The 26,061-nt window shown below is 31.2% G+C and carries 22 protein-coding genes and 1 pseudogene; 21 read left to right on the top strand and 2 right to left on the bottom strand.

Annotation, left to right across the window (positions count from 1 at the left end; translation table 11 throughout):
* Positions 1-512 precede the first annotated feature (512 nt).
* From BW723_RS14855 to BW723_RS14835, 5 genes are all read left to right on the top strand, one after another.
* The gene (locus tag BW723_RS14855) at positions 513-1,388 is read left to right on the top strand and encodes an AraC family transcriptional regulator (RefSeq protein ID WP_068359021.1); all 876 of its coding nucleotides are present in this window, start codon (positions 513-515) and stop codon (positions 1,386-1,388) included.
* 114 nt (positions 1,389-1,502) lie between these two features.
* Positions 1,503-2,375, top strand: coding sequence for a nuclear transport factor 2 family protein (locus tag BW723_RS14850; RefSeq protein ID WP_226789289.1), 873 nt, complete (start codon positions 1,503-1,505; stop codon positions 2,373-2,375).
* Positions 2,376-2,450: 75 nt separating this feature from the next.
* Complete coding sequence (locus BW723_RS14845; protein ID WP_068359014.1) at positions 2,451-3,080, top strand: O-methyltransferase; 630 nt, start codon at positions 2,451-2,453, stop codon at positions 3,078-3,080.
* A 4-nt stretch (positions 3,081-3,084) separates the two neighbouring features.
* Positions 3,085-3,279, top strand: a complete 195-nt coding sequence (locus BW723_RS14840; RefSeq protein WP_068359012.1) for a hypothetical protein — start codon at positions 3,085-3,087, stop codon at positions 3,277-3,279.
* A 140-nt stretch (positions 3,280-3,419) separates the two neighbouring features.
* Positions 3,420-4,010, top strand: coding sequence for a ferric reductase (locus BW723_RS14835; RefSeq protein ID WP_068359010.1), 591 nt, complete (start codon positions 3,420-3,422; stop codon positions 4,008-4,010).
* A gap of 1 nt (position 4,011) precedes the next feature.
* Here the strand turns inward: BW723_RS14835 and BW723_RS14830 are convergent, their stop codons facing one another.
* Positions 4,012-4,752 carry an arylesterase gene (locus tag BW723_RS14830; RefSeq protein WP_068359007.1) on the bottom strand — a complete coding sequence of 247 codons (741 nt, stop codon included), beginning with the start codon at positions 4,750-4,752 and terminating at the stop codon, positions 4,012-4,014.
* Between the two features lie 27 nt (positions 4,753-4,779).
* Here BW723_RS14830 and BW723_RS14825 point away from each other — a divergent pair, with 27 nt between their 5' ends.
* The 4 genes from BW723_RS14825 to BW723_RS14810 all read left to right on the top strand — a co-directional run bounded on the left by BW723_RS14825 (position 4,780) and on the right by BW723_RS14810 (position 10,338).
* On the top strand, positions 4,780-5,469 hold the full coding sequence (locus BW723_RS14825) for an ABC transporter ATP-binding protein (RefSeq protein ID WP_068359004.1): 690 nt from the start codon (positions 4,780-4,782) through the stop codon (positions 5,467-5,469).
* 44 nt (positions 5,470-5,513) lie between these two features.
* Complete coding sequence (locus BW723_RS14820; RefSeq protein WP_068359216.1) at positions 5,514-8,006, top strand: ABC transporter permease; 2,493 nt, start codon at positions 5,514-5,516, stop codon at positions 8,004-8,006.
* 156 nt (positions 8,007-8,162) lie between these two features.
* Complete coding sequence (locus tag BW723_RS14815) at positions 8,163-9,269, top strand: type 1 glutamine amidotransferase domain-containing protein (protein ID WP_068359002.1); 1,107 nt, start codon at positions 8,163-8,165, stop codon at positions 9,267-9,269.
* Between the two features lie 160 nt (positions 9,270-9,429).
* Positions 9,430-10,338 (top strand): helix-turn-helix domain-containing protein, encoded by a 909-nt coding sequence (locus BW723_RS14810; RefSeq protein ID WP_068359000.1) that lies wholly within the window; start codon positions 9,430-9,432, stop codon positions 10,336-10,338.
* Positions 10,339-10,490: 152 nt separating this feature from the next.
* On the opposite strand, the gene BW723_RS14805 is transcribed toward BW723_RS14810, so the two are convergent.
* Entirely contained in the window at positions 10,491-10,832 is a 342-nt protein-coding gene (locus tag BW723_RS14805) for a winged helix-turn-helix transcriptional regulator (protein ID WP_068358997.1), read from the bottom strand.
* A 235-nt stretch (positions 10,833-11,067) separates the two neighbouring features.
* Between BW723_RS14805 and nfsB the strand changes: the two genes are divergently transcribed.
* From nfsB to BW723_RS14745, 12 genes and pseudogenes are all read left to right on the top strand, one after another.
* On the top strand, positions 11,068-11,727 hold the full coding sequence (gene nfsB / locus BW723_RS14800) for an oxygen-insensitive NAD(P)H nitroreductase (protein WP_068358994.1): 660 nt from the start codon (positions 11,068-11,070) through the stop codon (positions 11,725-11,727).
* Between the two features lie 26 nt (positions 11,728-11,753).
* Positions 11,754-12,587: pseudogene (locus BW723_RS14795) on the top strand (DUF4437 domain-containing protein).
* Between the two features lie 86 nt (positions 12,588-12,673).
* Positions 12,674-13,537 carry an AraC family transcriptional regulator gene (locus BW723_RS14790; RefSeq protein WP_068358991.1) on the top strand — a complete coding sequence of 288 codons (864 nt, stop codon included), beginning with the start codon at positions 12,674-12,676 and terminating at the stop codon, positions 13,535-13,537.
* Positions 13,538-13,699: 162 nt separating this feature from the next.
* Entirely contained in the window at positions 13,700-14,662 is a 963-nt protein-coding gene (locus BW723_RS14785) for a 2OG-Fe(II) oxygenase (RefSeq protein ID WP_068358988.1), read from the top strand.
* Between the two features lie 73 nt (positions 14,663-14,735).
* On the top strand, positions 14,736-15,545 hold the full coding sequence (locus tag BW723_RS14780) for an SDR family NAD(P)-dependent oxidoreductase (RefSeq protein ID WP_068358985.1): 810 nt from the start codon (positions 14,736-14,738) through the stop codon (positions 15,543-15,545).
* Positions 15,546-15,738: 193 nt separating this feature from the next.
* The gene (locus BW723_RS14775) at positions 15,739-16,233 is read left to right on the top strand and encodes a GbsR/MarR family transcriptional regulator (RefSeq protein ID WP_068358982.1); all 495 of its coding nucleotides are present in this window, start codon (positions 15,739-15,741) and stop codon (positions 16,231-16,233) included.
* Between the two features lie 13 nt (positions 16,234-16,246).
* Positions 16,247-17,377 (top strand): efflux RND transporter periplasmic adaptor subunit, encoded by a 1,131-nt coding sequence (locus BW723_RS14770; protein ID WP_068359210.1) that lies wholly within the window; start codon positions 16,247-16,249, stop codon positions 17,375-17,377.
* Between the two features lie 22 nt (positions 17,378-17,399).
* A complete protein-coding gene (locus BW723_RS14765; protein ID WP_068358979.1) occupies positions 17,400-20,537 on the top strand; it encodes an efflux RND transporter permease subunit in 3,138 nt (1,045 codons plus the stop codon).
* Positions 20,538-20,541: 4 nt separating this feature from the next.
* Positions 20,542-21,957 (top strand): efflux transporter outer membrane subunit, encoded by a 1,416-nt coding sequence (locus tag BW723_RS14760; protein WP_068358976.1) that lies wholly within the window; start codon positions 20,542-20,544, stop codon positions 21,955-21,957.
* A 249-nt stretch (positions 21,958-22,206) separates the two neighbouring features.
* Positions 22,207-22,803 carry an NAD(P)H-dependent oxidoreductase gene (locus BW723_RS14755; protein WP_068358973.1) on the top strand — a complete coding sequence of 199 codons (597 nt, stop codon included), beginning with the start codon at positions 22,207-22,209 and terminating at the stop codon, positions 22,801-22,803.
* 3 nt (positions 22,804-22,806) lie between these two features.
* Complete coding sequence (locus BW723_RS14750) at positions 22,807-24,702, top strand: monovalent cation:proton antiporter-2 (CPA2) family protein (protein ID WP_068358970.1); 1,896 nt, start codon at positions 22,807-22,809, stop codon at positions 24,700-24,702.
* A 27-nt stretch (positions 24,703-24,729) separates the two neighbouring features.
* Positions 24,730-25,863 carry an MBL fold metallo-hydrolase gene (locus tag BW723_RS14745; RefSeq protein WP_217491453.1) on the top strand — a complete coding sequence of 378 codons (1,134 nt, stop codon included), beginning with the start codon at positions 24,730-24,732 and terminating at the stop codon, positions 25,861-25,863.
* Positions 25,864-26,061 lie beyond the last annotated feature (198 nt).

Genomic DNA, 26,061 nt, shown 5'->3' with positions numbered 1-26,061 from the left:
AAATATCTAATTAGCAGAATGGGTGTAAATATTACCAAAAGAATTTCCAAGAAAAATTATTAGTATTTCTGTAAATTTTATTATTAAAAAAATCTTAAAATGGATTTTAAAGACACACTTTGTGGTGCTAAAATTTTCCATAAAGATGTAATTAAAGTTTCTTTTAATGATAAATTTTTTAACTCGGTATATTATTGATGTAGAGGTTTTTTAAGAGAATAACATTAGATTATGGTATACATCTAGCAAAAGAAATGTTATGTGAACAACCTTAAAAAAGATAAATACACGCTGATGGTTCTATGTTATTGATATAAAATTTTATTAAAATTATTGGTCAGTTAGGTGAAATAACTTGGAAAAATAGAAGCAAAAAGAAATACCAAAAATTTCTAAAAAATAGTGAAGCTTAATAAAATTACAAATTATAAATAAGTAACAACTTTTAGAAACTAAGGTTGTTTTTTTATTTTAGAGGTTTTTTAAATCAAAATTTTATAATTTCACAGTTGATGAATACATTACCAAAAGTTGCATATAATTCAAGTATAAAATTAGACATTGAAGTAATGACTTTTGATGAAATGCATCAAAAACTAACCAAAACCAACAATCACAATCCTTTTTTACCACATAAAATTCAGTTTTACATTATTCTTGTAATTACTGAAGGAAATTATGATCACTTTGTAGATTTTAAGTTTTATAATCTTAAAAAGGGAGACATCTTATTCATTGCAAAAAATCAGGTGCATCATTTTACTGAAAACTTTAAAGAAACAGCTGGTTTTGCTATTATTTTAAATAGCGATTTTTTAGAACAAAACTACTTTTTGTCTAAGAGTGTTAATTTAAATAGGTTATATAATTACCATTTAGAAACACCAGTTTTAGAAATAGATGAAAGTTTAGAAAATAATTTTATAAATATTGTGCAAAATCTATATTCAGAATATCAGCAAGAAAATGATTTTGCTAAAAATGAAATGTTACGTTCTTATCTGCATATTTTTTTATTAAAATCAGAAAGAATAAAAGAGCAATTATCAGAAAAAAACATTAAAAATCGTTGGTTAGATGTTTTTAATCAATTTAAAAATTTACTTGAAAAAGAATATGTAAAAACAAGAAGTTCTAGGTTTTATGCTGATAAATTGTTTGTTTCATATAAATTTTTGAACGATGTTGTTAAACAGTTAACTAGCAAAACTGTAAAAGCTTTTATAGACGATTTTGTAACTACAGAAATAAAAAGATATTTACTTTCTACATCCTTATCAATAAAAGAAATTAGTTATAAAACGGGTTTTGAAGAACCTGCAAATATGATTAAGTTTTTTAAGAAAAACGCTAAAATCACACCATTTAAATTTAGACAAAAGAATTAGGTAATAATTATTTTGGTTATACTTTTACTGTTTTTGTCATCATTTTGATAATCAAATCACTTTGGTATTGCTATAATTTTGCAGTACAAATTAATTTAACTTATAAAATTACAAATGATGAAATTAAAATTTATAACATTAATAATTACTAGTTCTATTGCTGTAAGTTGTTCAAGTAGTAAATCAACAAAAGCAATTGCAGATCTTAAATCTGAATCTACAAAACTATCAAACAAAGATAAAGTGGTGGCTTTATTAAATAGCTTTAATACTGGCGATCAAAAACCAATTTCTTACATCAATCCAAAAAAATACATTCAGCATAATTTAGCAGTTGAAGATGGTTTAGCAGGTTTTGGAGCTGTAATGCATCACGCACCAGAAGGCGGATTTAAAGCAAATGTAATTCGTGCTTTTCAAGATGGAGATTATGTTTTTACACATACAGAATATGACTTTTTTGGCCCTAAAGCAGGTTTCGATGTTTTTCGTTTCGAAAATGGTTTAATTGTAGAACATTGGGATAATTTATTAGAGGTTCAAAAACCAAATCCAAGTGGTAGAACTCAATTTGATGGTACTACAGTAATAACAGATTTAGATAAAACTGAGGCAAACAAAAAAATAGCAAGAGGCTTTATCGAAAATGTGTTGTTAAATCATAAAATGGATCAAGTAACTAATTACATCAACCCTAAAAAATACATTCAACACAATCCTGCTGTTGCAGATGGTTTAGAAGGTTTTGGTGTAGCAATGAAATATTTTGCAGAAAATGGTTTAGTAATGGAATACACCAAATTACATAAAGTTTTAGGTCAAGGAAACTTTGTATTAACCATATGTGAAGGTAAATTTGGTAAAGGAGATCACACTGCTTATTACGATTTATTTAGAATTGAAAACGGATTAATTGTTGAGCATTGGGATGTTATTTCTACTATTCCTGTAAAATCAGAATGGAAAAATACTAATGGTAAGTTTTAAGAAAATTTATTAGTAATTCATAATAAAGAGGAATATCTTAAAAACTGGTGTTCCTCTTTTAAAGGTTAAATAACTATGAAGATTATAGAACAACAAAACATAGAAAATATATTAGAGCAGCTTTTTAAAGATGCTAAAAACGATTATTTTAAAATGATTACTGGTATCACAAAAGGAATTATTAGACCTTTTAAACCAGCAGATTTTAAAAACGCATATTTATCAATATCTAAATTACAAGGTGAAGAGTTAAAAGAAATCATCATTAATAATGATATTAAAAACGTTGTTGAATTTGGTACTTCTTTTGGCATATCAACATTATTTTTAGCACAAGGTGTACTTGAAACAAATGGAAATATTATAACTACAGAATTAATAGAATCTAAAGCAAAAAGAGCGATAGAAAATTTTAAAAATGCCGGGGTTTACGATTTGATTGATGTTAGAATTGGAGATGCTTTAGAAACCTTAAGAAATTTTAATGGAAATATAGATTTGCTTTTTTTAGATGGATGGAAAGACTTGTACTTACCATTATTTCAAATGTTAGCGTATAATTTTAATAGTAATACTATTATTTATGTTGATAATGCTGATATGTCTGAACCTAAAGATTTTCTAAAAACAATCGCAAAAACAGGTAAATACGATTTCGAATCAAAACACGATGGAAAAGCGGTATTAATAACTTTAAAAAAATAAGAAAATGAGTCAAATAGCAATTTGCCCAACTTGTGGCAGTAAATCAAAAATAAAAGAAAAAGAAGGTGTTGTAACGTATACAGCTGTTCAAGATGATGAAGTTTTTAAAAAAGTAGGGCAATTAAAAAAAGCAATGCAAAAATTTAAAGACAAAGCAGCGCAATTAGAAAAAGAGTTAGAAGCGTTGAAAAAACATTAACAATAAGAAATTTATAACACTATAATAGGTACAAATTTAATAGCATAAATTGATAATAAATAGTAATAATATCATATAAAACTAAAAAGTTTGGTACAAAATAAAAAACAAAAAATAACTTAATTACAAGTCTGATGAATATGAAGTTTATCAAAAATAATTATGGATGGATCATTGTAGCCATTTTAGCAACATTACCAGTATTACCACTTTCTAATATGCTAAGCACTGCAATTACAGAAGGTATAGCAAGCACAAAAGGAGAAAAAGCAGTGAGTATGTTGTACCATATTTCTGGTGAATTTGCCATAAGATGGATGACAGCAGTACTAACTTGTACTCCGTTTTTTATATTATTTGGTGTAACCAATTTATATGTAAGGCAAGCAATGGGAATTGCAACCGGAGTTTGGAGTTTTCTACATTTTATCATTTTTATTTGGGCAGATGGATTTTTAGAAACCTTTACTCAAGTAAACTATATAGCAGGTTTTATTGCAGTTTTAATATTGATTCCTTTGTTTTTTACATCCAACAGAAAATCAATGAAAAAACTTAAAAAGAACTGGAAAAAACTACAATCTTATGCCTATTTAGCCATCTTTTTAAGTTTATTACACATTGCAATTCTAGAAAAAACCTATTTAATTTATGCAATTATTGTTGGTTTAGGTTTTATCATCAGAATACCAACAATTAAAAATAAGTTCTTAAAAAGACGTGCAAAATAAATTATTTTAAAACAGGTAATAAAACTTCCCAAACATTGCTGGCCAAAATTTTATGACCTTCTTTTGTAGGGTGAATTCCATCAGATTGATTTAAAGAAGGAATACCACCAACATTTTCTAGTAAAAATGGAACTAAGGTTAAGTTATTCTTTTTGGCCAAATCAGGGAAAATGTTTTTAAATTCAGAAGTATAATCTTGTCCCATATTTGGCGGAATTTGCATACCAGCTAAAACAATTTTGGTGTCTGGATATTTTGTTTTTACAGCATCTACTATAAACTGTAAATTGTTTTTTGTTTCTGATAAATTTACACCTCGCAAACCATCATTGGCACCTAATTCTAAAATAAAAACATCAGGTTTCTGATTCAAAACCCAATCAATTCTGTTTTTTCCACCAGAAGTTGTTTCTCCACTAATTCCAGAATTAACAACTATGTATTTCAACCCTAAACTATCTATTTTCTGTTGAATAAAACCAGGAAAAGCATTTTCTACATCATCTAAACCATAACCCGCAGTTAAACTATCACCAAAAAAAACGACTCTTTTAGAGGTAGTTGCTACAACAGTAGTTTTTGTTTCAGTTTCAATTGTTTTTGATGTATTATCTGATTTAGGAGCATCAGATTTACAAGAAAATAGCAGTAATGCTAAAGAAAAATAACAGAATTTTAAGAAAATTGTACGGCTTTGATTGTTGCTATTCTTTAACAAATGATTATTTTTCAGTTTCAGCATATTTTAATATAAAGTTAAAAATAAATAATGTCAAAGATATTAAAGATTAATGATTTAGAGAAGACATATACAAGTGGTTCTAAACAATTAACAGTATTGAACAATATTTCTTTTTCAGTAGAAAAAGGAAGTGTTTTTTCTATTGTAGGGCCTTCTGGTAGTGGAAAAACCACACTGTTAGGTTTATGTGCTGGTTTAGATTATCCTACAGCAGGTACAGTAGAATTATGTGGTACTGCTTTACACGATTTAAATGAAGATGAACGAGCAGCTTTGCGTAATAAAAATGTAGGTTTTATTTTTCAGAACTTTCAATTATTACCCACTTTAACAGCTTTAGAAAATGTAATTGTTCCTTTAGAATTACAAGGCGATAAAAATGCTTCAAAAACAGGAATTGAACTTTTAACAAAAGTAGGTTTGGGTGATAGATTGCATCATTACCCAACGCAATTATCTGGTGGTGAGCAACAAAGAGTTGCTTTGGCAAGAGCTTTTTCTAACAAACCTGCCATTTTATTTGCAGATGAACCAACTGGTAATTTAGACGAAGAAACTGGCGAAAAAGTAATTCAATTGTTGTTTGAATTAAACAAAGAAGCTGGTACAACTTTAGTAATCATTACACACGATTTAGATTTGGCAAACCGAACCCAACAAATTTTACGCTTAAGAGGTGGTAAGATTGTATCTAATGAAAAAACAGTTGTAGTTTAATGAGCAAAAATCAATCTAAAGCAGGTTTCAATTGGTTATTAAAAATGGCATGGAGAGATGGTAAAGCCAGTCTTTCTAGGTTAATGCTGTTTATGGCATCTATCATTTTAGGTATTGCAGCTGTGGTTTCTATTCAGTTGTTTAGCGAAAATTTAAAAGACAATATTAAAAAGCAATCCAAATCTTTAATGGGTGCCGATTTTATTATTGATAGCAGAAAAAAACCATCAGAAAAAGTACAGAAAATAATCGATTCTTTAGGCGCAGATGCTTCTGAAGTCAATTTTGTTTCTATGGCAGCTTTTCCAGAAAAAGACGGAACTAAATTAGTTAAAGTAAGAGCTTTACAAGGTGATTTTCCTTTTTATGGTGAATTAACTACATCCCCAGTAAATGCGGGTAAAACCTATCAAGAATTAGGTGGTGCTTTAGTTGATGCAACTTTATTATTACAATTTAATTTAGCTGTTGGAGATTCTATAAAACTAGGTAAAGTTTCTTTTCCAATTATGGGTGCTTTAAAATCGATTCCTGGTAGTACAGCTATTTCATCTTCTATAGCACCATCTGTGTTAATTCCTTATCGACTTTTAGAAAAAACGGAATTGCTACAATTAGGCAGTAGAACAGAATATCAATACTTTTTTAAAGCTCCAGAAATGGATTTAGATCTGTTAGACAAAACAATAGATCCTATTTTAGATGATGAAAATGCTGATTTAGATACACACACGAGCACCAGTAGAAATCTAGGTAGAAGATATGATAATGTTGGTCGTTTTTTAAATCTTGTAGCCTTTATTGCACTTTTATTAGGTTGTATTGGTATTGCAAGTTCTGTACATATTTACATTAAAGAAAAATTAAAAAACGTAGCTGTTTTAAAGTGTTTGGGTGCTTCTAGAAAACAATCTTTCTTTATTTATATGATTCAAATTTTAGGAATTGGATTAATAGGAGGTATCGTTGGTGCAGCAATTGGTATTGGCTTACAATTTCTATTTCCTTATATTTTACAAGAGTTTTTACCATTTAGTGTAGAAGTTTCTATCTCTGTTCAACCTATTTTAATGGGGATTATTCTTGGTATTTTAATGTCGGTTTTATTTGCCTTATTGCCTTTGTTAGGTACTTGGTATGTTTCGCCCTTAGAAGTTTTAAGAGGACAAGAAGAAAATCAGCAGAAACCTAAAAAAGCAAGAATATTAGTAATTTTAGCCATTCTATTATTTATCTTTTTATTTTCCTTTTGGATGTTAAAAAGTGCTTTAAATGGATTGCTATTTACCATCGGGATTTTCATCACTTTTGCAATTGTTGCAGGAGTTTCTAATGTATTTATCAATCTAATTAAAAAGTTTTTTCCTAGTTCTTGGGGTTTTATAAGCAGACAAAGTTTACTGAATTTATTCAGACCTAATAATCAAACAATGGTGTTAGTTGTAGCCATTGGTTTGGGTACTTTTTTAATTAGTACGTTGTATTTTACTAAGGATATTTTATTGGCAAAAACATCCATAGAAAACAAAAAGACGGATGCGAATATTATTTTGATGGATGTGCAAAGTTCTCAAGAAAAAGCATTGATACAGAATTTTGAAAGTAAGGGTTTAGAGGTAATTGATAACATACCAATTATTACAATGCGTATGCACAGTATTCGTGGCAAATTAGCCAACGAAATTAGAAAAGATACGACTGTTAAAATGCGTAGATGGATGTTAAATCGAGAATTTAGAGTTACGTATAGAGATCATTTAGTGGAAACTGAAGAACTATTAGAAGGTGAGTTTACTGGTAATTTTAAGGGTGAGCAACCTGTACCAATTTCCATATCAGAAAGTATTGCAAGAGATGCCAAATTAAAACTCGGTGATAAAGTTACTTTTAACATTCAGGGTGTTTTGATGAACACAAAAGTAGGTAGTATTAGAAAAGTAGATTGGAGTAGTATGCAAGTAAACTTTTTAATTCTTTTTCCTGCAGGTGTTTTAGAAAAAGCACCACAATTTAATGTAATGACAACCTATGCAGCAGATGAAGAGAGTTCAGCAGATTTACAACGAGATTTAGTAAAAAACTTTCCAAATATTACCATTTTAGATTTACGCCAAGTGTTTACCATTGTAGAAGATATTCTAGATAAAATTTCTTGGATTATCAATTTTATGGCATTTTTTAGCATTCTAACTGGCTTTATTGTCTTGATAGGTTCTGTGAGAAACAGTAAATATCAACGCATAAAAGAAAGTGTTTTATTAAGAACATTAGGTGCTAAAAGTAAGCAGATTTTACAAATCACAGCTTTAGAATATATGTATTTAGGCTTGTTGGGGAGCTTAACAGGTATTTTATTGTCTTTAGTTGGTAGCCAATTATTAGCTACATTATTGTTTAAAGAACCTTTTGTGCCATCTGCAATTCCGTTTTTGGTTTTTCTGCCAGGCATCACAGTTTTAGTGGTAATTATTGGGTTAAGTAATTTAAAATCGGTTTTACAAAGTCCGCCTTTAGAAGTTTTAAGAAAAGAGGTTTAAGTGTTTTTATAATTTTAAAGTTAGGAAAAGATATTTTTAGTTATTTATTCCATTTTTAAGGATAATTAAATAATTTTTACACTGACTGAATTATCATTTCATCAGGTTTTATAATAAAAACCACATTATTTAGCCAAATAATTAAAATGAAAAGTTATGTTTAAAAAATACCCAATTGTAAAAAAGGTTTTACTTTTTTTGTTATCACTTTTAGTAATATTAGTATGTTTTGGTTTTTGGTTTGTGAGTTTATTACCATCTACGAATCTAAATATAGAAAATACCACAGTTAAAGATTTACCTTATTTATCAGAAAACGTTTTACCCAAAAAAGGAAAAATTTTAGCAGTGGTTACCAGTACAAAAACCATAGGAACTACAGGCAAAAAAACAGGTTATGAATTAACTGAATTATCAAGAGCATATTATGTATTTAAAGCCAATGGTTATCAAGTAGATGTTGCAAGCACTTTAGGTGGTAAACCTAGAGTTATTATCGATAATGATGATATGGGCGCGTATGATTTTGCTTTTTTAAATGATAAAATTGCCCAACAAAAAACAAATAATACCATAGCAATGAAAGATGTAATTGCAGACAATTACGATGCTATTTATTTTGTTGGTGGTAAAGGTGCAATGTTCGATTTTCCTAATGATAAATCAATTCAAAATATTGTAAAAGAGTATTACGAATCAAATAAAGTAATTGGTGCTGTTTGTCATGGCCCTGCAGCTTTGGTAAATGTAAGGTTGACAAATGGTAATCATTTGTTAGAAAATAAGTCTGTAAGTGGTTTTACAAATGAAGAGGAGTTACTTTTAATTCCTGATGCAAAATCTATTTTTCCATTTTTATTACAAGAAAAACTAACTGAACAAGGTGCTAATTTTAATAAAGGCGAAATGTATTTAGAACAAATAAGTCAAGATAAAAACTTAATTACAGGTCAAAATCCTTGGTCTACTTGGGCTTTAGCAGAAAAAATGATAGAACAACTTGGTAATACACCAAAGAAAAGAATGGTAACTGCAGAAGAAAATGCAATTAAAGTTTTATCCATTTATAGTAAAGAGGGCAAACAGAAAGCAAAAAATGCTATCGAAAATATGATAAATTTAGAAAACAAATCCATAGACAGAATGTTATTAGCACAACATACAATTGTTTCAGTAATGAAAGTAGAGATTGGCGATTTTTTCAATATTTTAAATTTACTTTCATTTACTAAAAGTTGCGATTCTAAAATAGAGAAAAAATAATTAAATTTGGAATAAAGAATAATTGGAATTTATAGATATACTTTTAATCATCTTAAGCAGTGTAGGACTTTTACACGGTATTCTATTTGCCATACATTTATTTCTATTTAAAAAGAAAAAAAAGGTATCAAACTATTTATTAGGGTTGATACTTTTTTTTATGGCTTTTAGAATTGGCAAATCAATAATGCTAAATTTTGGAGATAATTTAGAGCCCACATTTATAATTATTGGTTTGGCATTACTCTTATTGATTGGTCCTTTTTTAAGAGGATATATGTTAGTTATGACTAATCCTAATTTTAAATTAAGCAAGCAGTATTTAGTAGAATTATTGCCTTTTGTAATGATATTTATCGCAAGTTTCTTTGCGGATAAAAATGATATAAATAATCCTACAACTGTTATTGTTTTTGGTAGTATTATAATTTTTATTTATCTGCATTTTGCAACTTATATTTTTATTGCTATTAAAATTGTATTGCGTCTAAAATATCAATTAAACAATAGTTTACAAACCAAATCTCAAAAAGCAATTTTAGATTGGTTAACCTTTTTAGTGATAGGTTTTGTAGTAATTTGGGTTTCGTATTTCTTAAATATTATAGAAGATGCTGTTCCTTATATTATAGGTCCAATAATGTATTCTATTGTTATTTATTTTTTAAGTTATAAAGCATATTTACTAAAAATTACTGATATTGATGGAGAGGTTTTTAAAGTAAATGAAAATGCTATATTATTTAAAGAAATTTCTAATTTGGTGATTGCCAATAAAATGTATTTAAATGCTGATGTTTCTTTAACTAGTTTAAGTAAATTAATAGGGGTAACCACTCAGAAAACTTCAGAAATTATTAATCAATATGCGCAAAAGAACTTTAACGATTTTATAAACTCTTATAGAATTGAGGTTGCAAAAAATCTTTTGAATGATTCAAAAAATGATAATTTAACCATTGCTTCCATTGCATTTGATGCTGGTTTTAGCAGTTTATCTTCTTTTAATACAGCTTTTAAAAAATTTGTTGGTGCTACACCTTCATCCTTTAGGAAAAGTAATAATTAATTGTTTTTTCTAAATTGATGTAAAGATTTTTTGGTTAACTTTAGTCAATCAATACAATAAAATTGAAGATAGTCTCATAGATGTAACCATTGTTTTAGATAGTTCATTAATTAGAGAATCTTAAAAAATGGAAATGGTAGTTTAATTTTTTATTACAAAATTTCACCTTTTTCTTGCACAGTTGCTACACCCCAATCAGCAATAGCTTGCACTACAGGTACTAATGTTTTTCCAAAATCGGTTAAAGAATATTCCACTTTTAAAGGTGGTTTAGAGGTATATACTTTTCGTTTAATTAAGCCATCTTCTTCTAGTGTTTTTAGCTGTAAGCTTAAAGTACGTTCGGTTACAGTAGGTATTTGTTTTCTTAATTCATTATATCTAAGCGTGTCTTTTCTTAAATGATATAAAATAACCGTTTTCCACTTTCCACCAATAAATCCCATTGTTAAACTAGCGCAACATGGGTATTCTTTTCCATTTAATTTATACATAATTAGAGTATTAAAAATTTTATTTATTTACAAAGATAATGTACTATCATAAATTATACAACTATACTTTTTATAGTTAATTTAACATTTCATTTAAAATACAGTATATCAGTTATTTGATTGCTATTTTTTATTGATTTTTTATACTATCCTTTTTGATAGTTATTGTGAGGATTGAATACTATCTATATTTTTGTCACTATAAAAATGATAGTATAATATTAAACAGATAAAAATGAATTTAAAAGAAACATTAAACTGGAGGTACACAACCAAAGAATTTAACCCAAGTAAAAAAATATCTGATGCAGATATGGCAGAGGTTAAAAACTTATTAAGAATGAGTCCTTCTAGTGTAAACTTACAACCTTGGCATTTTATAGTTGCAGAAACTACAGAAGGTAAAGAAAGAATAGCAAAAGGTACGCAAGGTTTTTTTAGTTTTAACAAACCTAAAGTTATCAATGCTGCTGCTGTGGTATTATTTTGTGTAAAAACAGATGCAGATGATGCATATTATCAACATATTGCAGATACAGAAGATAAAGATGGTAGGTTTCCTAATGAAGATATTAAAAACGGATTTTTAGGTGCTGTAAAAACATTTGCAGGCATTCATAAATACGATTTAAAAGATTTACAACATTGGATGGAAAAACAAGTTTATTTAAACATTGGTAGCTTTTTATTAGGGGTGGCAAGTTTAGGAATCGATGCTACACCAATGGAAGGAATTGATGTAAAAGCTTTAGACGAAGAATTCGGATTAAGAGAAAAAGGTTACTCCGCTTTAGTAGCAGTTTCTTTAGGTTATAGAGCAGAATCTGATTTTAATTCTACAGAAAAAACGCCTAAATCTAGATTATCAGAGCACGAATTATTTACTGAAATATAAACTTATTTAAAACATAATCTAGAGTTATGAAAAAAGAAATAGTATTCATATTTGCATTTATCGTTACCGTTTTTGTAAACGCACAAACACCAACAACAGATGCTGCAAAATCTAAAAACGAAGTAGTAACCGCAGACAACATAGAGTGGGGTTGGTTAAATCCACTTCGTGGCGATAAAAGCCCTGCTGCAGGGAAACTTTGGGGAGACAGAACTAAAAACGAACCAGCAGGATTTTTAGTAAAATTCAACAAAGGATTTTCTTCACCACCTCATATTCATAACATTACCTATCGTGGTGTAGTTATAAAAGGATTGTTGCATAATGATGATGAAAAAGCAGAAAAACAATGGTTACCAGCAGGTTCTTATTGGCAACAACCAGCAGGTGAAGCACATATTACAGCTGCAGATGATAATGAAAATATGGCTTTTTTAGATATTCAAGAAGGGCCTTATTTAGTAAAACCAACATCAGAAGCTTTTGATAATGGAGAAAGACCCGTTAATGTAGACAAAACGAATTTAGTTTGGTTAAATGCTAAGGATATGGAATGGGTTGCAAAAAAAAGTAATGTACAAACTGCTTTTTTATGGGGGAATCACCAAGAAAATCAATTGCGAGCAACACTTTTAAAATTACCAGCAGGTTTTAACGGAAGCATTAAAAACTTAAGTAAAAACTTTAGAGCGGTTGTTATTTCAGGAAAAATTATACATTAGTTTTCTAAAAAAGGAGATAAAAATGTTTTAGAACCAGGTTCTTATTTTGGTGCTGAAGAAAATGCTACATCAAAAATAATAACAGAAAAAGAAACTGTTATTTACATAAGAAGTAATGGTGTTTTTTTGGTAGAGTAATTGTATTTTACTAATAAAAAGAGTAAGAGCCACAGATTTGTGGCTTCTATTTTTATAAATTTTCAGGTCTCTTTTAAAAGGATATTATGCCAAGAACAATAATCGAAAATATTGTAATTCAACAATACAAAAACCAAACTTTTTTTGAGTTTTGTAAATATACCACCATTCGTTTTTTTGAAATCGTGTATTTCGAAAAAGGCACAGGTACCATAAAAATAAATGGTAAAACAGTAAACTATACACCAAATAGCGTTTTTGTCTTTATTCCTGATGATATTTATATCGTAAATCCAGATACCACAACTTCTACAGTAGCCATAAAGTTTTTAAAAAGTTTTTTTAGAAATACAAGTTCCCAAAATGTAAACCTACCTGTAAATGACTGGTTTCGTAAAATCGAAGAAATTTTAAATAGCGAAAGTCACGAACTTCGAGAAATGCAATTCGAAACAGATGCAGACAGAGCACATTTAGTGGCTTTGGTAAATATGGTGGCTATAGAATATTTAAATAAACAATCTTTCGATATTTTTATCATTCAAAATTCATTGTCTGTAATTTTACATTTAATTGCCAGAAACATACAGTATACCAATACTACTAATACTGTAAAAGAATTAAAATCATCTAAGATTCAGCAAATCATCAACTATATTCATTCTAATATTTATAATGCAGAGTTGTTGTCTACTAAAAGTTTAGCAGAAGAATTTTACATGGCAGACAATTATATTAGTGAGTATTTTAAAAAGCATACAGAAGTATCTTTAAAGAAATACATTATCAACTATAAATTAAAACTAGTAGAAACCCGTTTAAAATATACTGATTTACAATATACAGAAATTGCAGCAGAACTAGGTTTTACAGATTCTAGTCATCTAAACAAAACTTTTCAAAGTTATAAAGGGATGACTATTAGTGCTTATAAGGCAAGCATTTCCTAATAAATTACTATTTACCTCTTTTTTTACTAAAAGGCCTTTGTTTTTTACTCTTTTTAAGTTTGTGTGTCTAAATACCTTTGTTGTTAGATTATTAAGACGAACAAATAGTTATAAAAAATAAAATATACTGTAATAGTAATTTTTAACAAAAACAATCATATTATGAAAACAACAACAAATACAAATGCACTAGAAGAAGCACGTGCATTGACACAGCCAACTCGTGAAGCTTCGTTAAAACGCGATCTTTCTGTTTCTCAATTTTGGAATAACAACAGAAAGTTGTTAGAAGAGGCTTGGGCAGAATGGGAAATTCAAAATAAAGATAATTTATTAATTCCTGATGAAACATTATTAGATCCAAAATTAAGAAAAGCAATAAATGAAGCTTGGACAAACCCAGAGAAAGAAACAGCAGTGGCAGATTTATGGCAAGAAATTATTCCTGGTGTGTATTCTGCTCAATTTTTCGATGTTGAACGTTTAGCAGCATTTCGTAATTATTTAGAAGAAGTAGTTAATGCTCAAATTCCTAAACGAGCACCTTATGGTATACAATTAAATCGTTATGGAATGATGTTAGATCCACGCTCTGAAGGATACTTTGCAGCACCGAGTTTTCAGGCTTTTTACAACGATATTATGAATCGTTATATGCGCCCTATTGCACGCTTGTTATTGGGTACTTATGGGTATGATAACCAAACGTTTGGTTTTTCTATTCAGTACAATCCAGATAAAGACAAAGATTTACATGCGCATACAGATGCATCAGCTGCCACTTTAAATATCAATATCAATTTGCCTGATGAAAAATTTACAGGGTCAGAAGTAGATTTTCATAACAGAACCACAGGTAAAGTTGTACAAACTATTTTTGAGCCAGGTAAAGCAATAATTCATACAGGAAATGTGCCACACGCTACTCACCCAATTACTAGCGGACAACGTAATAATTTAGTGGTTTGGTTGTATGGAGATCGCATGCAAATACCAAGAGGAGGAGCTAGTAGCTATGGAAATAGTAGTAATGACACCATCAAAGATGTTGCATTGAAAAGCGTTACCGCTCGCCAACGTTGGAGTTTACCTAATGGTCCTAAAGATACCATTGCTCCGTTTTAAAAAAGGATAACAATTATTGGCAGAATATACTTCTGCCAATAATTTAATTTGAATCAATCTAAAGTCAAAAAAAATGAAACATATACTAATTACAGGAAGTACAGACGGAATAGGTAAATTAACCGCTTTAAAATTAGCAAAAGAAGGAAATACAGTTTATTTAAATGGTAGAAGTGAAGCTAAAGTAAATAAGGTAGTTGCCGAAATTAAAGAGGCTTCTAATAACCCGAATATAAAAGGTTTTATCTCTGATTTTTCTGATTTAAACGCAGTTAAACAATTGGCGATACAAATTAAAAACGAAGTGCCAAGTTTAGATATTCTAATCAACAATGCAGGAATCTTTAAAACAGCAGCTGTAAAAACAAAAGACGGATTAGATATCAGAATGGCAGTAAATTATTTAGCGCCTTATATTTTAACCGAAAACATAGTACCCGTTTTAGAAAAAGGAACTGCAACACGAATTGTCAATTTAAGCTCTGCAGCTCAATCTTCAGTAAAAAAAGGTATTTTAACAGGTGATGTGGCTATTAACGCAAGCGATGCATATGCACAAAGTAAATTGGCGTTAACCATGTGGAGCTTCCATTTTGCAAAACAACATCCAAATATAACAACCATAGCAGTAAATCCTGGTTCTTTATTAAATACCAAAATGGCAAAAGAAGCCTATGGGCAACATTGGTCTCCTGCAGAAAAAGGGGTAAATATCTTATACGATTTAGCTACTTCTGATGTATATAAAGACGCCACAGGTAAATATTTCGATAATGATAAAGGCGAAACAATTGGCCGCTTTTCACCAGCTCATCCAGATGCTTATGATGAGACTAAAATTGATACTTTACTAGAGATTACTTCAGAAATCGTTAACAAATAGTTAGTTATTGATTTTCAATTGATAATTAATTATTTTTAATAATCACTAAAACAGGTATTTACCTGTTTTTTTTATTTAACATCTTTTTAACTTCGTTTAGTTCGGTTTGTTCCGAACTAACTGTGTATATTTGCAAAGAATAATACTGTAATTGAATAATAGATGTTCAAAGCAGTAAGTTAAAACAAAAAAGATGAAAGAAGATATTTGTAAAGAAAAAATGCGCTTGGTAGAAAAGCTAGGTGTGCATTTAGAGAACAGAGAGCAGTTGGCTCCAGTTGCTGCTCGTATCATGTCTTACATTATTCTTACAGGTAAAAAAGGAACTACATTCGATGAGTTGGTAACTATTTTATGTGCCAGTAAAAGTACCATTTCAACGCATCTAAGTCATCTACAGAATTTAAATAAGGTAGAATATTATACCAAAACAGGCGATCGTAAAAAGTACTTCGTCATTAATAAAGATTCAGTAGTTAAACATATAGATGAACTGATTAACGAATGGGAAATTGTAAGAGAATTACACCTAGAAATTAAAGCATACAAGCATAGTATTAACACCAATAAAACAGATGAAAAGTTTGATTTAAACTTTCATAACGATTATATAAAGTTTCTAGATGGTGCAACAACATCCATCAAAGAACTTAGAGTAAAATTAACAAGCAACAAATTTGAAATTTAAACAAATAACAACAATGAAACACAATAGTATTTATACCATATTATCATTAAGCGTATTTTTAATGATTGTAAGTTGTGCCAAAACTGAACAAAAACAAGCTATGGCAGCAGCACCAGTATTACCATTTCCTGTAACGCAATTAGAAGCACAAACTGTAACTGGTTATACAGATTATCCTGCAACCATAGAAGGAATTGTAAATAGTGATGTAAGAGCAAAAACATCGGGTTATATAGAAAAAGTATATGTAGACGAAGGTCAAAAAGTACGTAAAGGGCAATTACTTTTTAAATTAGAAACACAATCTTTAAGTCAAGAGGCAGACGCAGCTAAAGCTAGCGTAAATGTAGCGCAAGTAGAGGTAAATAAGTTAATCCCTTTAGTAGAGAAAAACATTATTAGTGCTGTGCAGTTAGAAACAGCCAAAGCAAATTTAGCACAGGCCAAAGCGAATTACAGCAGTGTTACTGCAAGTATAGGTTATGCAACAATCAAAAGTCCTATAGACGGTTATGTGGGGGCTATTAATTTTAGAGAAGGTACTTTAATAAGTTCTAATGATGTTACTCCTTTAACAACTGTAAGTAATATCAGTCAAGTATATGCTTTCTTTAGTTTTAATGAGGCGCAATACATCAATCATTTACAAAGATCTGAAGGACAAAACAAAGCAGAACGTATTAAAAACTCTCCAGACTTAAGCCTGATTTTAGCCAATGGTAAAGTGTATTCAGAAAAAGGACGCATTCAAACCAGCACAGGTCAAATCAACCAAAATACAGGTACTATTAAGATTAGAGCGGCTTTCGATAATCCAAACGAAATTTTAACGAATGGTAATAGTGGTACTGTTCGTATACCAATTGAGTATACAAATGCCATTGTAGTACCTCAAAGCGCAACTTTTGAGCAACAAGGTAATATTATGATTTTTAAACTAGTAGAAGGGAATAAAGTAGAAACTGCCATTTTACAGGTAAAAGGTACTGTAGATAACCTTTATGTAGTAGAATCAGGAATTACAACCAACGATAAAATTATCGTTTCCGGAGTTGGAAAATTAAGAAACGGAATGGTAATTGCGCCACAAGAAACTTCATTTAAAGAGGCCACAACACAAGTAGCTACCTTATTTAGAAACTAGACAAACCTAACACATATCAATCATGTTAAAAACATTTATTGAAAGACCCGTTCTTTCGACAGTAATATCTATTATCATAGTTTTACTAGGGATAATAAGTATAACTAGCTTACCAGTAGAGGAATACCCAGATATTGCACCTCCAACCATTAAGGTAACCGCCAATTATACAGGAGCCAACGCAGAAACCGTTTTAGAGAGTGTAATTATACCTATAGAAGAGCAAATTAATGGTGTAGAGGGTATGACCTACATTACTTCTACAGCATCAAACACAGGTGCTGCAGAAATTACGGTTTACTTTAACCAAGAAATGGATGCAGATATTGCAGCTGTTAATGTACAAAATCGTGTAGCTAGAGCAACGCCTTTATTACCTGCAGAGGTAACTCAAACTGGGGTAACTACACAAAAACAAGAAACCAGTGCATTAATGTTTATTTCAATGTATTCTGAAAGCGAAAATTACGACGCTACTTTTATTCAGAATTACTTAAAAATTAACGTGATTCCTGCAATGCAACGTATTAGTGGTGTAGGAGACGTAAGTGTATTCTCGCAACAAGATTATGCAATGCGTATTTGGTTAAATCCAGAAAAATTAGCTTCTTATGGTTTAATTCCTTCAGATATTTCTGCGGCTTTAGCAGAACAAAACTTAGAGGCTGCTGCAGGTTCTTTAGGGCAAAATAATGGGGAATCTTTTTCATACACCTTAACCTACAGTGGTCGTTTTAAAGACGAAGCACAATACAGTGATATTGTAATTAAAGCTTTGGGTAATGGCGAATTCTTACGTTTAAAAGATGTGGCAACGATTGAGTTAGATGCACAGTCTTATGCAGCCAATGCAATGAGTAAAGGGAATCCTGCAGTTTTTATGGGTATTTTTCAAACCAAAGGTTCTAATGCACAAGAAATTATTGAAAACATAAAACTGACTTTAGAAGAGGTAAAGGCAGATTTACCAGAAGGGTTAAACATCTTTGTACCTTATGATACAAGTTTGTTCTTAAATGCTTCGATTGATAAGGTAATCACTACTTTATTAGAGGCGTTCTTATTGGTATTCTTAGTGGTTTTTATTTTCTTACAAGATTTTAGATCTACATTAATACCAGCAATTGCAGTACCTGTATCGATTATTGGTACGTTCTTTTTCTTAAATGTCTTCGGATATTCAATTAACTTATTAACGCTTTTTGCCTTAGTACTCGCAATCGGAATTGTGGTAGATGATGCCATTGTGGTAGTAGAAGCGGTTCACGCTAAAATGGATGATGGGGAACATAATCCTAAAAAAGCAACCTTAACTGCAATGAACGAAATTTCTGGTGCTATTATCTCAATTACATTAGTAATGGCGGCTGTATTTATTCCGGTTACCTTTATTACTGGGCCAACAGGGGTTTTTTATGAGCAATTCGGAGTTACCTTAATTATTGCCATTCTAATTTCTGCAGTAAATGCCTTAACCTTAAGTCCGGCTTTATGTGCTTTATTATTAAAAGAGCATAAAAATGATGAGGAATTAAAAGGTAAAAGTCCATTAAAACGTTTTTACACGTTATTTAATAGAGGATTCAATGCAACCATCCACAGATATGGAAAATCCTTAGAGTTTTTATACAAAAGAAAATTTGTTTCTGTGTTATTATTGATAATTGCAGGAGTAGGAATTTACTGGGCATCAACCACAACTCCAACAGGTTTTGTACCGAATGAAGATAGGGGAATAATCTTTGCAAATATAGAGTTGCCACCAGGGGCTTCTTTAGATAGAACAGATGCTGTATCTAAAACTTTATATCAAAAAATACAAAATATAGAAGGTATTAATGCAGTTAACTTTATTAAAGGGAGTAGTTTAATAAGTGGTGCTGGTAGTAACTTTGGTTTTGGTATTATTAAATTAGAAGATTGGGCAGACAGAACAGATCCTTCACTTTCTGCACAAGCCATTACTGGTAAATTATTTGGTATTGCAGCAACTATTCCAGAAGCAAATATCATTTTCTTTTCACCACCAAGTATTCGTGGTTTTGGTAATTCTTCAGGTTTTGAAATCAATTTGTTAGATAAATTCGGAGGGGAGTTTACAGATTTAGACAAAGCTAATAAAGATTTCCAAATGGCCTTAATGAGTCATCCAGAAATTAAATATGCTACATCTTCATTCAATACCAATTATCCGCAGTACGAAATGGAAGTAAATGTGCCTTTAGCCAAAGAAAAAGGGGTTTCTGTAACCAGTATCTTTGCGACTTTACAAGGGTATATTGGTGGAATTTACGCATCAGACTTTTCAAAATTTGGGAAACAGTTTAGAGTGTACATTCAGGCTTTACCAGAAGATAGAGCAGATGCAAGTGCTTTAAATAGCATGTATGTGCGTACAGCATCAGGAGAAATGACACCAATTACACAGTTTGTAACCTTAAAAAGAGTGTATGGGCCTCAGTCCGTAACTCGTTTTAACTTATTCAACTCAACAATGATTTCTGGGGCTACTAACGATGGTTTTAGTACAGGTGATGCCATTAGAGTAATTGAAGAAGAGGTGGCAAAATTACCAAGTAATTATACTGTAGCCTATTCTGGTTTAACACGTGAAGAGGTTAATGCAGGGAACCAAACAACCTTTATCTTTATTTTAAGTATTCTGTTTGTGTACTTCTTATTAAGTGCACAATACGAGAGTTACTTATTACCATTTGCAGTAGTTTTATCATTGCCATTTGGGGTATTTGGGGCGTACATTAGTACAAAGTTCTTAGGCTTAGAAAACAATATCTATTTCCAAATTGCCTTAATTATGCTAATTGGTTTATTGGCCAAAAATGCCATTTTAATTGTTGAGTTTGCCTTAGCAAGAAGAAAAGCAGGAGAGAGTATTGTTAACGCAGCTATAGACGGCGCTAAAGCACGTTTAAGACCAATTTTAATGACTTCTTTTGCCTTTATTTTAGGATTAATGCCATTAGCATTAGCAAAAGGTGTAGGTTCAGAAGGTAACAATTCTATTGGTACTGGTGCTGCAGGAGGTATGTTAATTGGTACCATTTTAGGGGTCTTTGTAATTCCTATCCTATTTATTTTATTCCAATGGTTACAAGAAAAAGTTTCTGGTAAACCTACAGTACAAACAATTGAAGCTTAAAAAGATGAAACTTAATTTAAAAAATAATCACCTTACAAAAGGAACCGTTTTAGTAATTATGGCACTAGTACTACAAAGTTGTTTTTCAGCAAAGGAGTACTCAAGACCAGCACTTAGCGAAACCGAGAATTTATACAGAACAGAAAATTTGCCAACAGATAGTACATCTTTGGCAGATGTTTCTTGGCAAGATTTATTTACAGACCAGTATTTGCAAAACTATATTGCAGAGGGCTTACAAAATAATATGGATGTGCGTATTGCCATTCAACAAATGATTGTAGCAGAGGCGTATGCAAAACAAGGTAAAGCAGGGTATTTGCCATCTGCAAGTATTGGCGCTAATGCAACACATCAAGAATTATCAGAAAACAGTCAGTTTGGAGCTCTTTTTAGTGGCGGAATAGATACTTATGATGTTACTGCAAATCTTTCTTGGGAAGCCGATATTTGGGGTAAAATAAAAAGTAATGTAAAAGCTACACAAGCTTCGTATTTACAAAATGTTGCTGGTCATCAGGCTGTAAAAACACAATTAATAGCTAGTATTGCCAATACTTATTATAATTTATTGGCTTTAGATGCCCAACTATTGGTAACTAAAGAAACCATTGCAACACGTAAAAGCGGAGTAGAAACCATTAAAGCCTTAAAAGAAGCTGGTCAAGTTACTCAGGTGGCTGTAGATCAAAATATTGCACAATACAACAGTGCTTTGGCTTTACAGGTAGATATTGAAACGGCTATTTTTAAAACAGAAAATACATTGAGTATTTTATTGGGTAAAACGCCTCAAAATTTTGAACGAACTTCTTTGGATAGTCAAAAAATAACACAAGAAATTGTATTGGGTGTACCTACTACCTTACTTAGAAACAGACCCGATGTTATGGCTGCAGAGTTTGGCTTAATTCAGTCTTTTCAATTAACAAACGTTGCCAATAGTAGTTTTTATCCGTCGTTAACGTTAACCGCTTCTGGTGGTTTGGAGAGTTTAGATATTGATGATTTATTCGATACAAACTCTCTTTTTGCAACCATAGTTGGCGGAATTACACAACCTATTTTTAATCAAAGAAAGTTAAAAACACAAAAAGAAGTGGCACTTGCAAATCAAGAAACAGCATTGTTAAACTTTAAGAAAACCTTATTAACTGCAGGTAACGAAGTTTCGAATGCTTTGTTTGCTTACGAAGCTGAGGTAAAGAAATTTGAGTTTAGAAAAAACGAAGTTCAAGCTCTAAGAGCAGCAGAAGCCAATTCAGAAGAATTACTTAAAAATGGGTATGCCAATTATTTAGATTTATTAACGGCAAGACAAAGCGCTTTAAGTGCTGAGTTAAATGTGATTGATAGCAAATTGCAACAGTTAACTGCTATTGTAGATCTATATGAAGCCCTTGGTGGTGGATTAAAATAACCATATAAAAGCAAACCTGAGGAGTTTGAGAGACTCAGGTTTAGGTTGAGAGGTTTGGATATTTTATATTCAAACCTCTTTTAATTTAACAGCTTCTTTTGGTATGCTTAATGCTATAAATAACCTGCAGTTTTACTATCGGATAAACAATTTTTACTAAAATTTATTTCATAATTTTCGAAGCTCAAATAATAATAGTAGTTTAAGAGTTTAAAGGCTACATTTACAACTAAGCAGATCAACAACCATATGAAAAAAATACTTGTATTATTTGCACATCCTAAGTACGAAAAATCGAAAGTAAACACGGCTTTAATAGAACATATTAGAGGTAAACAAAATGTTACCATACACGATTTGTACGAGCAATACCACGATTTTCATATCGATGTAAAAGCAGAAAAAGAACTGCTACAACAACATGATATCATCATTTGGCATCATCCTTTTTATTGGTACAGCTGTCCGCCTTTATTAAAACAATGGATAGATATGGTACTAGAGTTCAACTGGGCTTATGGTCCAGAAGGGAAAGCCTTAGAGGGTAAAATATGTTTAAACGCCATTACTACTGGGGCTTCTAAAGCCATGTATTGTTCTGCTGGTATTAACAGTTTTACAGTTAGGCAGTTTTTAAGGCCTTTTGAGCAAACTGCAAATTTGTGTAATATGACTTATTTTCCGCCTTTTGCAGTAATGGGTACGCATCGATTAACAGATGATATTTTAGAGCAATCTAAAATTAAATATGGTAAGGCCATCGATTTATTACAGAGCAATGTAACGTTAGATGATTTTGACCAAGTTTCTTTTTTAAATGATGTTTCACAACTTAATACCATATAAATTATGACAGGGAGTTTACTTTTCGAAGCCATTATGTTTTTAGCGGGTGCAATTCTTTGCGTTTCCATAGCCAAAAAACTAGGCCTAAGTTCGGTTATTGGTTATTTACTAGCAGGGGTTTTAATTGGCCCTTATGTTTTTGGTTTTATTGGCGAAGAGGGTGATGATATTTTACACTTTGCCGAATTTGGTGTGGTCATGATGCTGTTTTTAATTGGCTTAGAAATAGAACCGAAGAACTTCTGGAACATGCGTAAAACCATTCTAGGTATGGGAGGCATACAGGTTGGGGGTACCATGTTGGTTGCTTACATCTTATTTACACTTTTAGGGTTTGAGTTTAAAGTGGCATTAGTCATTGCTATGGCAGTTGCTTTATCCTCTACAGCCATTGCCATGCAAACCATTAAAGAAAAAGGCTTAATGGATACCACCTTTGGTACATCAGCATTTTCTATCTTATTGTTTCAAGATATCATTGTCATCTTTATGTTGGGTTTTATCCCATTATTGGCAAATCCAGAGCATAATACAAGCGCAGATGCCCATAGCAATTCTGTGAGTTTAATTCAGAATTTACCCATGGGGTTCCAAACTTTGGCCATTATTTTATCCGTAGTTATTATCATTGTGGCAGGTAGATTTTTAATTGTACCTATGCTGCGTAAAGTGGCAAAAACAGGGGTGCGAGAATTGCTTATTGCAGCTGCTTTTTTAATTGTTTTTGGTATTTCATTTTTAATGGAGTTTGTAGGTATTAGTCCGGCTTTAGGTGCCTTTTTAGGAGGTGTGGTTTTATCGAACAGTGAGTTTAAACACGAACTAGAAAGTACCTTAGAACCTTTTAAAAATTTATTATTAGGGCTCTTTTTTATGGCAGTTGGGGCTTCGATTAATTTTATAGTTATTGCCAAAAGTCCTTTTATGATTGGTGGTGTTTTAGTGGCTATTATTGTAATTAAAGCATTGGTATTGTACATTACAGGGGTGGTGTTTAAGTTAAAACTAGATCAACGATTATTACTAACCTTTGGCTTGGCACAAATAGGGGAGTTTGCCTTTGTATTGCTTTCTTTTGCCTTCGGATTAAATATTTTAGAACAAGAACAAATGGACATGTTGTTGGTAATTACAGCATTATCCATGTCGTTAACGCCAATTATATCTATCGTCAACGAGCGAGTAATTTTGCCTAGAATGGGTACCAAAGAATCTGTACAAAGGCCTATGGATCATATTGCAAAATCACAAAAGATCATTTTAGTAGGTTTTGGTCATTTTGGGAGTACTATTGGGCGTTTTTTAAGATCGCATGGAGTAGAAGCTACCATTCTAGATCACGATTCGAATCGTGTAGATTTTTTAAGAAAGATGGGTTTTGAAGTCTATTATGGAGATGCCACCAGAACCGATTTACTAGAATCTGCAGGAATTGCAGAGGCTAAAATAGTAATTTGTGCTACCAATAAAATAGGGGTTTCTAAAGCCATTAGTAAATTGGTAAAAGAAAAATATCCGCATGTAGAATTAATGATTCGTACTAAAAATAGATACGATGCCTATGAGTTGTTAAACTTAGGGCATACCAATATTTATAGAGAATCTTTAGATACTTCTTTACTATTGGCTAGAGATGTGTTAAGTAAAATGGGGTTTCGTAAATATACTTTAAACAGGCAGATTCAGAATTTTAAAAAGTACGACGAAGACAGTTTAAGACGTTTGGCACAAGAACCCAATAGAGGCGAAAGTTATATTTTTAAAGCTAGAGAAGAGCTAAAACAACAAGAGGAGTTTTTAAATGAAGACTTTAAACGGGGTGTGGTCGATTTTGATAAACATTGGGATAGCGAACACATCAGAAAAACCTTAAAAAAATCCAAATCTTATACGTTGTAATCAGCTTTAAGATTGGAAACCAGAACAATGAAACATCACATTAAGAAATTTTTAAAAAGAATGACCTATACTATTATCGCAATGCTACTTGTTTTTGTATTAATTGTTGTGCTATTTGTAAATTTAAGTCCGCAGTTTGGGGGCAAAGCATCCAAAGAGCAACAAGCTTTATATAAAACCTCTAAAAATTATAAAGACGGTAAGTTTGTAAATACCAATGCCGTAAAATTAGACATGAGCCTAAAAGATATGACTACAAGTTTAATAGGCTATTTTAAAGGGCAACCCAACACCATACCCAAAGAAAATATAGAGGTAACTAAAATAGATTCTCTAAATATTGCCAACTATAAAGGGCCAACGCGTTTTGTATGGTTTGGGCATTCTACTTTTTTATTGCAAATTAACAATAAAACGGTATTAATAGACCCGATGTTTGGTAAAGTACCAGCACCTTTAGAACAATTAGGGAGTGCACGTTTTAGTAAAGAATTACCCATTGCTATAGAAAAACTGCCACAAATCGATGCAGTTTTAATTTCTCATGATCATTACGATCATTTAGATTATGGTTCTGTAAAAGCCTTAAAAAACAAAGTAAAGCATTTCTATACACCCTTAGGCGTGGGCGTGCATTTAGAAGCTTGGGGCATACCAAAAACGCAAATAACAGAATTAGATTGGTGGCAAGAAGTAGCCTTTGCCGATTTAAATTTTGTTTGTACACCTGCACAGCACTTTTCGGGTAGAGGTTTAACAGACCGAACCAAAACCTTATGGAGTTCTTGGGTAATTCAATCAGATACCGAAAATTACTTTTTTAGCGGAGATAGTGGTTATGCCAATCATTTTAAATTGATAGGTGATAAATACGGTCCTTTTGATTTTGCCATGATAGAATGTGGTCAGTACAATAAAATGTGGCCAGAGATACACATGTTTCCAGAAGAAACCGTACAAGCCAGTATCGATCTTAAAGCCCAACAAATGATGCCCATTCATTGGGGTGCATTTAAATTGGCAATGCACACTTGGACAGATCCTATAGAACGGGTTACCAAAAAAGCAAAGGAATTAAAGGTAAACATCAGAACTCCAAAAATTGGTGAAGTATTTTTTATTGATGATATAAAAGAGGTGAGTAGTAGTGCTTGGTGGTAGTAATTATAACGTTATTTTGATGATACCTGTCATAGTATGAACACCCTTCATTGCGAGGAGGTTACAACGTAGCAATCTCAAACTTCAAACAGCAAGATTGTTTAGCCAAAAAGAGGTAATAATCCAAGCCTGTCATTTCGACTTTATGGAGAAATCTCAATCAACAAACATCCAATACTATATTCTCTACGCAAATAG

This window comes from Polaribacter reichenbachii, assembly GCF_001975665.1.
GTDB lineage: Bacteria > Bacteroidota > Bacteroidia > Flavobacteriales > Flavobacteriaceae > Polaribacter > Polaribacter reichenbachii.
This window is presented reverse-complemented; position numbering and strand designations above follow the sequence as displayed.

Excerpts from the sequence above, each read along its gene's own strand:
- BW723_RS14855 (WP_068359021.1), top strand. The coding sequence starts at position 513 with ATGAATACATTACCAAAAGTTGCATATAATTCAAGTATAAAATTAGAC.
- BW723_RS14850 (WP_226789289.1), top strand. The coding sequence starts at position 1,503 with ATGATGAAATTAAAATTTATAACATTAATAATTACTAGTTCTATTGCT.
- BW723_RS14845 (WP_068359014.1), top strand. The coding sequence starts at position 2,451 with ATGAAGATTATAGAACAACAAAACATAGAAAATATATTAGAGCAGCTT.
- BW723_RS14840 (WP_068359012.1), top strand. The coding sequence starts at position 3,085 with ATGAGTCAAATAGCAATTTGCCCAACTTGTGGCAGTAAATCAAAAATA.
- BW723_RS14835 (WP_068359010.1), top strand. The coding sequence starts at position 3,420 with ATGAAGTTTATCAAAAATAATTATGGATGGATCATTGTAGCCATTTTA.
- BW723_RS14830 (WP_068359007.1), bottom strand. The coding sequence starts at position 4,752 with ATGCTGAAACTGAAAAATAATCATTTGTTAAAGAATAGCAACAATCAA.
- BW723_RS14825 (WP_068359004.1), top strand. The coding sequence starts at position 4,780 with ATGTCAAAGATATTAAAGATTAATGATTTAGAGAAGACATATACAAGT.
- BW723_RS14820 (WP_068359216.1), top strand. The coding sequence starts at position 5,514 with ATGGCATGGAGAGATGGTAAAGCCAGTCTTTCTAGGTTAATGCTGTTT.
- BW723_RS14815 (WP_068359002.1), top strand. The coding sequence starts at position 8,163 with ATGTTTAAAAAATACCCAATTGTAAAAAAGGTTTTACTTTTTTTGTTA.
- BW723_RS14810 (WP_068359000.1), top strand. The coding sequence starts at position 9,430 with ATGGCTTTTAGAATTGGCAAATCAATAATGCTAAATTTTGGAGATAAT.
- BW723_RS14805 (WP_068358997.1), bottom strand. The coding sequence starts at position 10,832 with ATGTATAAATTAAATGGAAAAGAATACCCATGTTGCGCTAGTTTAACA.
- nfsB (WP_068358994.1), top strand. The coding sequence starts at position 11,068 with ATGAATTTAAAAGAAACATTAAACTGGAGGTACACAACCAAAGAATTT.
- BW723_RS14790 (WP_068358991.1), top strand. The coding sequence starts at position 12,674 with ATGCCAAGAACAATAATCGAAAATATTGTAATTCAACAATACAAAAAC.
- BW723_RS14785 (WP_068358988.1), top strand. The coding sequence starts at position 13,700 with ATGAAAACAACAACAAATACAAATGCACTAGAAGAAGCACGTGCATTG.
- BW723_RS14780 (WP_068358985.1), top strand. The coding sequence starts at position 14,736 with ATGAAACATATACTAATTACAGGAAGTACAGACGGAATAGGTAAATTA.
- BW723_RS14775 (WP_068358982.1), top strand. The coding sequence starts at position 15,739 with ATGAAAGAAGATATTTGTAAAGAAAAAATGCGCTTGGTAGAAAAGCTA.
- BW723_RS14770 (WP_068359210.1), top strand. The coding sequence starts at position 16,247 with ATGAAACACAATAGTATTTATACCATATTATCATTAAGCGTATTTTTA.
- BW723_RS14765 (WP_068358979.1), top strand. The coding sequence starts at position 17,400 with ATGTTAAAAACATTTATTGAAAGACCCGTTCTTTCGACAGTAATATCT.
- BW723_RS14760 (WP_068358976.1), top strand. The coding sequence starts at position 20,542 with ATGAAACTTAATTTAAAAAATAATCACCTTACAAAAGGAACCGTTTTA.
- BW723_RS14755 (WP_068358973.1), top strand. The coding sequence starts at position 22,207 with ATGAAAAAAATACTTGTATTATTTGCACATCCTAAGTACGAAAAATCG.
- BW723_RS14750 (WP_068358970.1), top strand. The coding sequence starts at position 22,807 with ATGACAGGGAGTTTACTTTTCGAAGCCATTATGTTTTTAGCGGGTGCA.
- BW723_RS14745 (WP_217491453.1), top strand. The coding sequence starts at position 24,730 with ATGAAACATCACATTAAGAAATTTTTAAAAAGAATGACCTATACTATT.